Below are 12,697 nucleotides of genomic sequence, written 5' to 3'. Positions count from 1 at the left end.
ACAAAGGAGGCCCGCCCCCCGGCGGGCCTTTTCGTACCGGTCCATGACGATGCTTCGGATTGTCCTGGGGCGGGATCCGTTCCGGTCGCCCGCGCCCCGCCGCCTACGTTCCCAGATAGGCGCGCAGCGCCTCCGGTGGGTCGGACAGCAGCGCCTCCGTCCCGACCGGCCGGTGCGCGATTCCCTCCGCCACGAGGATCGTCTCCGGGCAGATGCGCCGTGCGTCCTCCGGCTCGTGCGTCACCATCAGGAGGGTCCGTCCCCCTTCGGCGGCCAGCCGGACGGTCCGGTCCAGCATCTCGGCCTTCAGCGCCGGTCCGAGCCCCGAGAACGCCTCGTCGAGGAGGAGGATCGGCCGGTCCTGAACCGCGATCCGCGCCAACGCCACCCGCGCCATCTGGCCGCCCGAAAGGTCCCCAGGGAGGCGATCCCCGAAGCGTCCGAGCCCCGCATCCTCGAGGGCGGCGTCGACCCGGGCCCGGTCCCGCGCGCCGAGCCGCCCGTCGGGCCGCACCCCCAGCGCCACGTTCCGCCGCGCAGAGAGATGGGGAAAGAGGTTCCCGTCCTGGAACAGGGTCGCCACCGGGCGCCGCCCTGGCGGAAGACCGTCGATCGGCGCTTCCTCCCAGAGGACGTGCCCCGCATGCTCCTCGAATCCCCCGATCACCGACAGAAGCGTCGATTTCCCCGCCCCGGACGGCCCCATCACCGCCACCGCCGCGCCCTTCGGCACCGCTAGATCGGCGCGAAGGAACCAGCCCTCACGCTCGACGCGGACGCCCTCAAGCCGCAGCACGGCGCACCCTCCAGGCCCGGCCAGCGCCCCGCGCGCCCCATCCATCGCAAAGGCGGAACGCGCCGAAGGCCAGCGCCGTCAGCAGCACCGCGGCGCCCATCGCCTCGTCCATCCGGTAGGCCCCCATCAGGCGGTACATCTGCAGGGGCAGCGTCGCACGCTCGGCGTCCGCAAAGAAGGCGATCACCCCGAGGTCCCCCATCGACAGGGCCGCCGCGATGCCTGCCGCCGCCCCGATCTCGCGCCGCATCCCCGGCAGGGTGACGATGCGCAGCCGGGTCCACCTCTCCATTCCCAGCGAGGCGGACAGGCGGCCTTGCGTCGCGCGGATGCGTCGCGCGGCGGGCACGAGGAAGCGCAGCGCGAAGGGCAGCGCCATCACCGCGTTCACCATTCCCGTGACCGGAAGCGCCAGTTCGGCAGGGTCCACGAACGGGATCACGGCGAGGAACAGCCCCGTGCCGATCACAAGGGGCGAGATGGCGATCGCGGTGGTTCCTACCCCCTCCTCCAGCCGCCCGCCGCCGATCGCGATCGCCAGCGCGAGGAGGAGGCACAGCGCCGCGGAGGCCGCCGCCGTCAGGAGCGAGTTGCCCGCCGCCACCCAGACGGAAGGCGGCAGCGCCGCGACATGGACGGCACCCCGCAGGACCACCGCCACGACCGGCGCCGCCACGAAGAGCGCGGCGAGCGCGATCAGGACGGCGTCGAGCGCCTTCCCGCCCCCGCCCCAGCGGCGCGGCGCCCGGCCCAGCCCGCCCGCTAGGCGGGGCATCGGCACCAGCAGGCCCAGCCCGACGGCCCCGAGGCCGAGCGCCGCCTGGATCAGCGCCAGCCGCGCTGCGCGGCCGGTGTCGAAATCGAAGAGGAACGCCTCGTAGATCGCCAGCTCCACCGTGGTCGCGCGCGGCCCGCCGCCCAAGGTCAGGGCGACCGCGAAGGAGGTCAGGCAGATCACGAACACCACCGCGAGCGCACCCGGCAGAACGGTTCGCAGGAGCGGCCACTCGATCAGTCGGAACGTCGCCCACGGCCCCGCCCCGAGCGAGGCGGCGAGGCGCAGCCGCTCCGCCGGGACGGCTTCCCACCCTGCGAGGATCAGCCGCGCGGCGAGGGGAAGGTTGAAGAAGACGTGCGCCGTGACGACGCCCGAGAGGCCGTAGATCGACACGGGCGGCAGTCCGACCCAGCCCAGCACGGCGTTCGCCGCCCCCGCTCGCCCGAACACTGCCACGAGGCCGAGCACGGCGACGATCACCGGCAGGATGAAGGGCGCAGTCATCAGCGCCACGACCACCCCCCGCCCCGGAAAGGCCCGCCGCGCCAGCGCCCGCGCCACCGGCACCGCCAGAAGGCAGGAGATCGCCGCCGACAGCGCCGCCTGCACCAGCGTGAACCGCAAGGCCGCCCAGTCGGCGGGGCGCATGGCCCCCGCATCGGCCGATCCCGCGACGACGAGGAGCGGCCCCAGCGCTAGGGCCGCGACCGCCGCGGCCGTGATCAGCGCGAGAGCGCGTCCCGCCATGTCGCGATCCCTTCCTCCGCGCGGTCGCGCGCTTCCCCGGGTGGCAGGAGAAGCGAGGTCGAAGGCGTCACCAGCGTGTCGAACCCTTCCGGCAAACCATCTTCCGGGATCACGGCCGGGTACATCCAGTTCGTCGTCGGGATGGCGGACTGGAACCCGTCCGTCAGCATGAAGGCGAGGAACTCGCGCGCCAGCGCGGGCCGGTCGGTGCCCGCCAGCATCCCGGCGACCTCGACCTGCATGTAGTGCCCTTCCTCGAAGGGCGCCGCCCGGAAGCCGTCGTCGTCTTCCGCGATGAGATGATAGGCGGGCGATGTCGTGTAGCTCAGCACCATGTCCGCCTCGCCCTCGAGGAAGAGGCCGTAGGCCTCCGACCAGCCGCGGGTGACGGTGACGACGTTGTCGGCGAGCCCCTCCCAGATCGCGCCGGCCCGAACCCCATGGGCCGCCTCGACCCAGAGGATCAGCCCCAGCCCCGGGGTGGACGACCGGGGGTCCTGGATCAGGATCGCGGCGTCCGAATCGGCCAGCGCCTCGAACGATGCCGGCGGCTCGAACCCTTCGCGGTGGACGAAGGCGAACCAGCCCCAGTCGTAGGGCAGGAAGGTGTCGTCCTCCCACGCGACGGGCAGGTCGAGGGGCGGCACGTCGATCCCGTGCGGCGCGAAGAGGCCCGAAGCCTCCGCCTCCGCCGTCAGGGCGGTGTCGAGCCCGAGGACCACGTCCGCGTCCGTCCGCGCGCCCTCCAGGCGCAGGCGCGCCAGAAGCGCGGCGCCGTCGCCCGCGGCGGTGAAGCGCAGGTCGCAGCCGCAGGACGCCTCGAACGCCTTCTCCACCGCGGGGCCAGGCCCCCATTCCGCGATGAAGCTGTCGTAGGTGTAGACCTCGAGGACGGGCCGGTCCTCGGCGACGGCCGGAACGGCGGCGAGGATCAGGGGGAGGGCGTGTCGCATTCGGTTCTCCTTCGTCTCACGGGGAATGAAGGAGCGTTGCGCGACCTTCCCTCCGCCGGTGCGAGCCGGTTCAGGTTCGACGGGTCCGCTTTCGCGTCTCAGCCCGTTGTCAGGGCGCCCCGAGGTGCCCCTGACCTAGGCCGGGCGGATTGCGGGGGCAAGCCGGGGCCGCTACCTGCGCCCCATGTCCCTGAACACGTTCGGCCACCTCTTCCGCGTCACCACCTGGGGCGAGAGCCACGGGCCTGCCCTCGGCGCCACCGTCGACGGCTGCCCCCCAGGGGTCGAGATATCGGAGGACGCGATCCAGCACTGGATGGACCGCCGCAGGCCTGGCCAGTCCCGCTTCACCACCCAGAGGCGCGAGGCGGACGAGGTCCGCATCCTGTCCGGCACGTTCGAGGGGCGCACCACGGGCACCCCAATCCAGCTCCTGATCGAGAACACGGACCAGCGCTCGAAGGACTACGGCGAGATCGCCCAGACCTTCAGGCCAGGCCACGCGGACCTCGCCTATCACCAGAAGTACGGCCTGCGCGATTACCGGGGCGGCGGCCGTTCCTCCGCGCGCGAGACGGCGGCGCGGGTCGCGGCCGGCGGCGTTGCACGCGCCGCCCTGGGGGCGCTGGCGCCCGGCGTGCGGATCGCCGGCTACATGGTCGGGATGGGCGAAAGATCGGTCGGGACGGTGAAGCCGGACGAGGCCGAGAACCCGTTCCGCGTGCCCGACGCCGCCTTGGTCGACGAATGGGCCGCCTATCTCGACGGACTTCGCAAGTCCGGCGAGAGCGTCGGCGCCACCATCGAAGTCCGCATCGAAGGTTGCCCGCCCGGCCTCGGCGCGCCGGTCTACGGCAAGCTCGACGCCGACCTCGCGGCCGCGATGATGTCGATCAATGCCGTGAAGGGCGTCGAGATCGGCGAGGGGATGGCCGCGGGCCGCCTGACGGGATCGGCCAACGCGGACGAGATCGTCATGGGCGAGGACGGCCCCGAATATCTGTCGAACCATGCGGGCGGCGTCCTGGGCGGAATCAGCACGGGCCAAAACATCGTGGTGCGCTTCGCGGTGAAACCGACCTCCTCAATCCTGACGCCGCGCCGTTCGGTTACGCTCGGCGGCGAGGAGACGGAGGTGGTCACCAAGGGCCGCCACGATCCCTGCGTGGGCATCCGCGCCGTTCCCGTGGCCGAGGCGATGGCGGCCTGCGTGGTGCTCGATCACCTCCTCCTCGACCGGGGGCAGACGGGGGGCGTCCGGGGGATCGTGGGCTAGCGCCCCTCTCGGCCCCTTCCGAATGGCGCAACGATGGGGAGCCACGGCATGCCCTCCGAGGACGCGCCCAACGGCCGGAAAGGCGCGATCAGTCCGCCGAGGCGGCGAGGGCCGCGTCGAGCAGCCCCTGGATCTGGCTCGTCCCCGTGCCCGCGATGACGCGCCCGATCTCTTGGTCGCCCTTCAGGGCCACGAGGGTGGAGCGGCGGGGGACGTTCAGCCGGCGGGCGAGGTCGCTGTCGCCGTGCTGGTCCCAATCGACCTGAATGAAGGTGATCGCACCTTCATAGGCGGGGTTGGCGGCGGTCAGTTCCTCCATGGTGCGGCTCTGCGAACGGCAGGTGCTGCACCAGGATGCCCAGAAGTCGACCAGAACGGTATCGCCCCGGGCCAGGGCCTCGGCCACGGCCTCGGGTCCGGCCGGCCGACCGAAGGCGGAGGCGGCACCGGCCCATGGCGCGGTGGCAGCGGCGAGCAGGAGGGTTCGGCGGTCCATGGAAACGTCCTTTGTCTAGAGCGCTACGGAGAGATCGGTGAGCCAATGGGGCAGCCTGTCCAGAAGCCAGGCATCGATAGCATGGTTCCACCGCATGAGGAGCGCGACCCCCACGAGAAGGAACACGCCGCCCATGATCGGCCGCGCGGCGGAGGACAGGCGGCGCATGGCGTCGCGCCGCCGCAGGATCGCAGCCCGCGCCCCATAGCCGAGGGCGAGCACGATCGTGGCGACCCCCAGCGCGAAGGCGGACATGATGACGAGGACCCGCCCCGGCGACCCCCCCGTCGAGGCCAGGGCGATGGCCCCGCCAAGCGTCGGGCCGATGCAGGGCGACCAGACCGCCCCGAGCAGCGCGCCGCCCGCGAACTGCCCGCCGAGCCCGGAGCCGTCCGCGGCGGCGTCCGCCCGGGCCGCCATGCCGGCCGTGGCGGTGGCGAACCCGGCCGAGAGAGGCGGGATCAGCAGCACCGCGCCGAAGCCGATCATCAGGGCGGCTCCGATCTGCGTCAGCCCCTCCGGCGTCAGGCCTATGGCGCGACCGAACACGGCGACGACGAAGCCGAACAGGATGAAGGAGGCGCCCATCCCGGCCGCCATGGCGGCCGGGCCGTGGCGCGCCGACTGTAGGGAGGCGGCAAGGACCACGGGCAGCACCGGCAGGACGCAAGGGTTGATCAGGGTGAGCAGCCCGGCGGCATAGGCGAGGATCGGCTCCATGCGCCGGAGCATGGCGCGGGAGGCAGTCGCGGTCCAAGGGATTCGCCTTCCCTCGCGGAAACGTCAGTCGCCGCGGGCCCGCTGGACGAGGAGGATCCCAGCCGCCACCACCGCCACCCCCAACATGTCGGACCAAGCCAGGCCTTCGCCCAGGAAGGCCCAGGCGATCAGCACGCCGAAGGGCGGGGTCAGGAAGTGGAATGTTGCGGCCCGCGTGGCCCCTATGCGGGCGACGAGGCGGAACCAGACATAGGTCGCGGCGAGGCCGGGGATCAGCAGCGTGTAGAGGAAGGCCCACCCAAGGCGCGCGGTCCAAACCACGTCCCACTCCTCCAAGGCGGCCCCGACGGGACCGAGGAACACGGCCGCCACGAGCATCTGCACGCCTACGACGAACATCGGGTTCCCGCCCGAGATCGCCCCCCGAAGCGCGAGCGTCGCGAAGGTCAGCGCCAGCACCCCCACGACGCAGAGCGCGAAGCCCCCCGGATCGACCCCGGCCGAGAGCCGCGTTCCCATGACGAGGGCCGCGCCCGCGAATCCCAGCCCCAAGCCCATAATGCCGGCCCGGGGCAACCGCTCGCCCCCGAACCAGAGGGCGGCGGACACGAGGAGCGGCATGGTCGACGCCACGATGGCGGCGAGCGACGCCTCCACCGTGCGCATCGCAGCGAAGTTGAGCCCCAGGTAGAGGCAGTTCTGGAAGATGCCGAACAGCACGGCTGCCCGCCATTGCGCGGCCGTGAGGCGCATCCGCTCGCCCAGAGCGGCGGAGAGCAGCAGCGCGAGCACGCCGGAGAGGGCGAAGCGCAGCGCGAGGATCAGGACGGGAGGGGCGGTCTCGACGATGATGCGGGCGGAAGTGAACGCCGAGGCCCACATAAGCGCGAAGGCGACCCCGAGAGCCAGGGCGGCGAAGTCGAGGCGGCGGAGGGTCGAGGCTGCTGCATCGCTCACGACGGCCTCACTGGCACGGGAAAGGCGCGTTCAGCCACCCCCGGTCGGCGGCGGCAGGGCGCCCGGACGGAAAGGCCGCCGCTCCGGGCGGCACCGACGCGATCGCCCGCGGTCCCCGAGACGATGCGCGCACCGTGCTCGGGCCGCTTCCCTACGTGGGAGCCAGAGCTTCCGAAGGTTGCGAGGATGGTCTTCGGAAAGCGGCGGGGCGCTTTGGAACGGCCCGCCGCTTCCCGCGCTGGGCGGGTCAGCCGTTGGCGCTGTCCTTCAGGGCCTTGGCGATCGTGACCTTCACGACCTTGTCCGCGTCCTTCTTGATCTGCTCGCCCGTGGCGGGGTTGCGGACCATGCGCTCGGGACGCTCGCGCAGGTAGAACTTGCCGACGCCCGGCAGCGTCACGGCGCCGCCGTTGGCGACCTCCTCGGTGATGACTCCGGTCACGGCGTCGAGCGCCGACTGAGCGGATTTCTTATCCGTGTCCATGCGCTCTGCGAGCGCGGCGACGAGCTGCGTCTTGGTCATCGGCTTGGCGGTCATGCGGTGATCTCCCTGGTGACATGGCCCGTGCAGCCGGACCTCCGGCGTTCAGCTAACGTGATTTGCAGTTTTGTCACAACGGCCAAACTCGGCGATCGCAGGCGAGACGCCGCCTTTTCCGCGACGGGCTGCGACCTTCGGGTCACAGGAACGCCGTTTCCTCGAAAGAGCGGAGCTTGCGGCTGTGGATCCGCTCGAGCGGCATGGCGCGCAGGCGCTCCATCGCGCGCACCCCGATCATCAGGTGGCGGCTGACCTGCGTGCGATAGAACTCCGTCGCCATGCCGGGCAGCTTCAGCTCGCCGTGGAGAGGCTTGTCCGAGACGCACAGAAGCGTGCCGTAGGGCACCCGGAACCGATAGCCGTTCGCCGCGATGGTGGCCGATTCCATGTCGAGGGCCACGGCTCGCGACTGCGACAGGCGCTGGACGGGGCCGGACTGGTCGCGCAGCTCCCAGTTGCGGTTGTCGATGGTGGCGACGGTGCCGGTCCGCATCACGCGCTTGAGGTCGTAGCCCTCCAGCTCGGAGAGCTCGGCCACGGCCTCCTCCAGGGCGACCTGGATCTCGGCGAGGGCGGGGATGGGCACCCAGATCGGCAGGTCGTCGTCGAGGACGTGGTCCTCGCGCAGATAGGCGTGGGCGAGGACGAAGTCCCCCAGCGACTGGCTGTTGCGGAGCCCCGCGCAGTGCCCGACCATCATCCAGGCGTGCGGGCGCAGCACGGCGACGTGGTCGGTCGCCGTCTTGGCGTTGGACGGGCCCACGCCGATGTTGACGAGGGTGATGCCGTCCTGCCCCTCTCGCGCGAGGTGGTAGGTCGGCATCTGCGGCAGGCGCCCGGGCTGGGGCATCTCGCCCGCGCCGTCGGTGATGGTGACGTTGCCGGGTCCGGTGAAGCTCACGTAGCCGGAATCGGGGTCGTCCAGCATCCGCCGGGCGTAGGCCTCGAACTCGTCGATGTAGAACTGGTAATTGGTGAACAGGACGTGGTTCTGGAACCAGACCGGGTCGGTCGCGGTGTAGTGGGCCAGCCGCGCGAGCGAGTAGTCGATCCGCTGCGCGGTGAAGGGCGCCAGGGGCTTAGAGCCGTCCGGGAACGCGGTCCGGGTTCCGTTGACGATGTCGTCGTTCGTGATGACGAGGTCGGGCACGTCGAAGAGGTCGCGCAGGGGCACGCCAAGCGCGCCGTCCTGCGGCACGGTCATCTCGGCCCGGGCGACGGCGAAGTGCACCGGCATCGGCGTGTCCGAGACCCGGATGGTCACTGGCTGCTCGTGGTTCGCGATCAGAAGCGCGATCTGCTGCGTAAGGTAGTTCCGGAAGAGGTCCGGCCGCGTCACGGTCGTCGAGTATGTCCCCGGCTGGGCGACATGACCGAAGGACAGGCGGCTGTCGATCCGCTGGAAGCTGGACGTGGTGAACCGGATCTCGGGGTAGAAGGCCCGGCAGGGGGCGTCCGGCATCTCGCCCGCGATGGTCTCGGCGAAGCGCGCGGTGAGGAAGTCGGCCGCCAGCTCGTAGAGCGTGATCAGCCGTTCCACCGCGGCCTCGGCGTCGTCGAACGTCTCGGCCGGAGGGGTGTCCGGAGTCAGATAGGTGCGAAAATCGTCCGAGGCGGCGTTCATGTCGAATCCAGGATCAATGCGGTCCTCTCGAACCGGGTGACGTCGATGAGGCCAAGATCGCTGATGCGAAGCTCGGGGATCACGACGAGGGCGAGCAGCGAGTGCTGCATGAAGGCGTTGTTCAGGGTGCAGCCGGCGTCCCGCATCGCCTGCGCGAGGGCCTCGGCCGCGGCGGCGACCTCTCCGGCCGGGGAATCGGACATGAGGCCCGCGACGGGCAGGCGCACCAGCGCCCGTTCCTCGCCGTCCCGCCAAAGGGTCGCGCCGCCGCCCACCTCGCCTAGCCGGTTCGCCGCGGCCGCCATCATCGCCGGATCGGTGCCCACGACGATCATGTGGTGCGAGTCGTGCGCCACCGTCGAGGCCAGCGCCATCCCCGGCGCGTAGCCGAAGCCCGAGACGAGGGCGTTTGTGACGCCCCCCGTACCCCGGTGCCGCTCGACGAGGGCAATGCGCGCGACGTCGCCTTCGGGGGCGGCCTCGGGGTCGAGATGACCGTCGCGCACGGGGACGGTCGCGGTCAGCGCCTTCGTCGGGGCCTGGTTCTCGACCACGCCGATGACGCGGACGCGCGCCTCCCGGCCCGAAGCGGGAACGGCGAAGTCGTCGGCGGAGAGATCCCTTCCCAACCGGACCGTTCGCCGGACGTCCGCGGGCCATCCGAGATGGGGGCATTCCGCCAGCATCCGCCCGCCTTCGGCGACCCGGACCCCGCGGCACCACACGGCCTCCGCGCGGAACTCCGGCAGGGACGGGGTCAGCACGAGGTCGGCGCGTCGTCCCGGCGCGATCTGCCCCACCTCGCGCGAGAGGCCGAAATGGCGCGCGGGATTGATCGTGCACATCTGCAAAGCGACCAGCGGGTCGCAACCGCAGCCGATCGCGTGGCGCAGGACGCGGTCCACGTGGCCGTCCCGCACGAGAGTCGGGGCGAAGCAATCGTCCGTGCAGAGGATGAAGTTCGCCGGATCGAGCCCGCGTTCCGTCACGGCGGTGATCTGCCTCTCCACGTCGTACCAGGCCGAGCCGAGGCGCATCATGATCGCCATCCCCTGCCGAACCCGGGCGATCGCGTCCTCCTCACGCGTGCCCTCGTGGTCGTCGGCGGGCCCGCCGGCGGCATAGGCGTGGAAGGCGGGGCCGAGGTCGGGGCTGGCATAGTGCCCGCCCACCGTCTTGCCCGCGGCCTGCGTCGCCGCGATCTCGGCCAGCATCCGGGGATCGGCATCGACGACGCCCGGGAAATTCATCATCTCGCCCAGGCCGACGATCCCCGGCCAGCCCATCGCCTCGGCCACGTCCTCGGGCCCGATCTCGCATCCCGTCGTCTCGAGCCCCGGCGCCGAAGGCGCGCAGGAAGGCATCTGAACCCACATGTTCGCGGGCTGCATCAGCGCCTCGTCGTGCATCATCCGCACGCCCGCGAGGCCGAGGACGTTCGCGATCTCGTGCGGGTCGACCATCATCGTCGTGGTGCCCCACGGCAGCACGGCGCGCGTGAACTCCGCCGGGGTGAGCATCCCCGATTCCACGTGCATGTGCGCATCGACGAGGCCGGGGGCCAGCACCTTTCCGGCGGCGTCCACCACCTCCGTCCCCTCGCCCACGCAATGCGACGCGTCGGGCCCGACATAGGCGATCCGCCCGGCCGCGACGGCCACCTCCCATTCGAGCAGCTCGCGCGTCTGGACGAGGGCGACCCACGCGCCGACGATCACGAGGTCGGCCGCCTCGCGGCCCGCGGCGACGTCGACGAGGCGCCTCGCGCTCTCCTGCCATGTGGGGATCGGTGCCATGCCCATCCCTGCCGCCCTTCGGCGCGAGGGGCAAGGGAGGATGCGGGATCGATCAGTCCTCGGCGGGGATCGGGGTCTGCTGGTGATGGATCAGCTTGCCGCCACGGTAGATCGTCGAGCAGTTGGCGTGGAACACCGCGCCATCGCGCCGGCCGGTGGCGCGATAGGTCAGCACCTCGATGCCCTCGCCCAACTCCTGCCGGCGCAGGTCCTCCATGTCCACCTCGTCCCAGATGCCGGAATCCTGGATGATCCGGGCGGCGGCGGCGTGGTCGAGGATACCGTCCTTCTTCGGGACGACGTAGATCGCCTCTTCGTCGGCATGCTCGTCGTAGTGATCCCCTCCGTTCAGCCAGAAACCGCGCTCGCGTTCGATCAGGTCGGTCATCTCGGTCCTCCGTTTCGGGCTTGAACGCCCGGGGCTGGACTTCGTTGCGCCGCCCGTCGGATCAGGGGGCATGCCGACGCTCCTCTCCTTCGGCCACGGCTACTCGGCCCGCGCGCTCGCGCGGCGGCTGGAGGGATGGCGCGTGATCGGCACGACCCGCTCGGAGGAGAAGGCCGAGGCGCTGCGCGCTGAAGGGGTCGGGGCCTTGATCTGGCCCGGAGAAGGGGACGTGCCGGTGGAGGAGGCGACGCACCTGCTGTCCTCCGTGTCCCCGGGCCCGGAGGGCGATCCGGTGCTCGCCGCCTTCGGCTCGCGCATCGCGGCGCATGCCCCTAGGCTCCGCTGGGCGGGCTATCTCTCGACCATCGGGGTCTACGGCGACCGGGAGGGCGGCTGGGTCGACGAGGAGAGCGAGCTTCGGCCCACCACCGACCGGGGCCGCGCGCGCGTCCGCGCCGAGGAGGCTTGGCGCGCCGTGCCGGGGCTGCCGCTGCACGTCTTCCGGCTCGCGGGGATATACGGCCCCGGACGCGGCCCTTTCGAGAAAGTGCGCCGCGGCACGGCCCGGCGAATCGTGAAGCCGGGCCAAGTCTTCGGTCGCATCCACCGGGAGGACATCGCCTCCGCGCTCCTCGCCTCGATTCGCGCGCCCGATCCCGGCGCCATCTACAACCTCTCCGACGACGAGCCCGCGCCGCCCCAGGACGTGATCGCGGAAGCCGCGCGCCTCCTCGGCGTGCCGGTCCCGCCCGAGGTCCCGTTCGAGGAAGCCGACCTCTCGCCCATGGCGCGGAGCTTCTACGCCGAGTCGAAGCGCGTACGGAACGACCGGATGCGCGCCCTGATGGGCCCTTTGGCCTTTCCCACCTACCGCGAGGGGCTTGCTGCCCTGCTGGCGGAGGAGAAGGGCCAGGCACGCTGAAGCCCCCAGAACGCGCCCAGCGCGAGAAGCGACATGCCGAGCTGCATCCCGTAGAAGGCAAGGCGGGCCTGGACCTCCATGTCGTTGAGGAACGGATAGGGCAGGCCCGTGGTGACGGCGCCGCCCGGCACCTCGTTCAGGGGCTGCACGGCCAGCTCGATCCACAGGACGTAGGCGGCGACGACGCCCAGCACCGCAAGGGCGGACGAGGGCAGGCGCGTGAAGGCACGCGTCAGCACCAGCGCCTCGACCCACTGCAGCGCGGGCCCCAGCGCGTGAAGATACCACTCCTGTACGGGGGGCAGGGCCGTCGTACCGTTCACCTGCTCCGGGTTCTCGAGGTAGAGGCGCCAGTAGAGCAGGACGACCATCGCGTTGATCACCGCCGTCGCGGCCATCAGCGTGCGGTGCGGACTGTCTGACCAGCCGAGCGAGACGCGCAAGACGAACCAGCCCGACAGCATCGAGAGCGTGAGCGCCCAGACCGTCAGGAAGCGGAACTGCCAGCCGAAATCGGCCATCTCCTGCGTAGCGAACTGATACAGCCAGAACCCTGCCGCGAGAAGGAAGACCCCCAAACGCCAGAGACCCAGGGCCCCGCCGATTCTATCCATCGCTCTGCCCGCCAACGTGTCTGATGCCGTTGTTGGGCGGATCGTGGCCTACGCGGCACCCCGAAGTCCAGCGAAAACGTGCCTACTTT

At 71.3% G+C, this 12,697-nt stretch carries 13 protein-coding genes and 1 riboswitch; of the genes, 2 read left to right on the top strand and 11 right to left on the bottom strand.

What is annotated here, in order from left to right; all coding sequences use genetic code 11:
* Positions 1-103 precede the first annotated feature (103 nt).
* From BCF33_RS11100 to thiB, 3 genes are read right to left on the bottom strand one after another with little or no spacing between them, the layout of a single operon-like run.
* Positions 104-796, bottom strand: a complete 693-nt coding sequence (locus BCF33_RS11100; protein ID WP_211292383.1) for a thiamine ABC transporter ATP-binding protein — start codon at positions 794-796, stop codon at positions 104-106.
* Positions 783-2,321, bottom strand: coding sequence for an ABC transporter permease family protein (locus tag BCF33_RS11095; RefSeq protein WP_106160986.1), 1,539 nt, complete (start codon positions 2,319-2,321; stop codon positions 783-785). The genes BCF33_RS11100 and BCF33_RS11095 overlap by 14 nt, the downstream gene beginning before the upstream one ends.
* A complete protein-coding gene (thiB, locus tag BCF33_RS11090; protein WP_106160985.1) occupies positions 2,297-3,274 on the bottom strand; it encodes a thiamine ABC transporter substrate binding subunit in 978 nt (325 codons plus the stop codon). Before thiB ends, BCF33_RS11095 begins: the two co-directional genes overlap by 25 nt.
* Before the next feature lie 30 nt (positions 3,275-3,304).
* A riboswitch (TPP riboswitch) is annotated at positions 3,305-3,406 on the bottom strand.
* 52 nt (positions 3,407-3,458) lie between these two features.
* On the opposite strand from thiB, the gene aroC reads away from it, so the two are divergent.
* Entirely contained in the window at positions 3,459-4,550 is a 1,092-nt protein-coding gene (gene aroC / locus BCF33_RS11085) for a chorismate synthase (protein WP_106160984.1), read from the top strand.
* A gap of 88 nt (positions 4,551-4,638) precedes the next feature.
* On the opposite strand, the gene BCF33_RS11080 is transcribed toward aroC, so the two are convergent.
* The 7 genes from BCF33_RS11080 to BCF33_RS11050 all read right to left on the bottom strand — a co-directional run bounded on the left by BCF33_RS11080 (position 4,639) and on the right by BCF33_RS11050 (position 11,072).
* Positions 4,639-5,046, bottom strand: a complete 408-nt coding sequence (locus BCF33_RS11080) for a thioredoxin family protein (RefSeq protein ID WP_106160983.1) — start codon at positions 5,044-5,046, stop codon at positions 4,639-4,641.
* A 15-nt stretch (positions 5,047-5,061) separates the two neighbouring features.
* On the bottom strand, positions 5,062-5,778 hold the full coding sequence (locus BCF33_RS11075; protein WP_342747436.1) for a cytochrome c biogenesis CcdA family protein: 717 nt from the start codon (positions 5,776-5,778) through the stop codon (positions 5,062-5,064).
* A gap of 51 nt (positions 5,779-5,829) precedes the next feature.
* A complete protein-coding gene (locus tag BCF33_RS11070; protein WP_281260016.1) occupies positions 5,830-6,723 on the bottom strand; it encodes a DMT family transporter in 894 nt (297 codons plus the stop codon).
* A 247-nt stretch (positions 6,724-6,970) separates the two neighbouring features.
* The gene (locus BCF33_RS11065; protein WP_106160982.1) at positions 6,971-7,261 is read right to left on the bottom strand and encodes an HU family DNA-binding protein; all 291 of its coding nucleotides are present in this window, start codon (positions 7,259-7,261) and stop codon (positions 6,971-6,973) included.
* Positions 7,262-7,403: 142 nt separating this feature from the next.
* Entirely contained in the window at positions 7,404-8,888 is a 1,485-nt protein-coding gene (locus BCF33_RS11060) for an AMP nucleosidase (RefSeq protein ID WP_106160981.1), read from the bottom strand.
* Complete coding sequence (locus BCF33_RS11055) at positions 8,885-10,690, bottom strand: adenine deaminase (protein WP_106160980.1); 1,806 nt, start codon at positions 10,688-10,690, stop codon at positions 8,885-8,887. Before BCF33_RS11055 ends, BCF33_RS11060 begins: the two co-directional genes overlap by 4 nt.
* A 46-nt stretch (positions 10,691-10,736) precedes the next feature.
* On the bottom strand, positions 10,737-11,072 hold the full coding sequence (locus BCF33_RS11050; protein ID WP_106160979.1) for a hypothetical protein: 336 nt from the start codon (positions 11,070-11,072) through the stop codon (positions 10,737-10,739).
* A gap of 70 nt (positions 11,073-11,142) precedes the next feature.
* Between BCF33_RS11050 and BCF33_RS11045 the strand changes: the two genes are divergently transcribed.
* Positions 11,143-11,994 carry an SDR family oxidoreductase gene (locus tag BCF33_RS11045; protein ID WP_106160978.1) on the top strand — a complete coding sequence of 284 codons (852 nt, stop codon included), beginning with the start codon at positions 11,143-11,145 and terminating at the stop codon, positions 11,992-11,994.
* On the opposite strand, the gene BCF33_RS11040 is transcribed toward BCF33_RS11045, so the two are convergent.
* A complete protein-coding gene (locus tag BCF33_RS11040) occupies positions 11,940-12,608 on the bottom strand; it encodes an androgen-induced gene 1 family protein (RefSeq protein ID WP_106160977.1) in 669 nt (222 codons plus the stop codon). The two genes, BCF33_RS11045 and BCF33_RS11040, sit on opposite strands and share 55 nt — an antisense overlap.
* Positions 12,609-12,697: the final 89 nt, after the last annotated feature.

Origin of the sequence: Hasllibacter halocynthiae (assembly GCF_003003095.1) — a bacterium.
Lineage (GTDB): Bacteria > Pseudomonadota > Alphaproteobacteria > Rhodobacterales > Rhodobacteraceae > Hasllibacter > Hasllibacter halocynthiae.
Note: the sequence above shows the minus strand (reverse complement) of the source record. Positions and strands in the feature narration are given on the sequence as shown.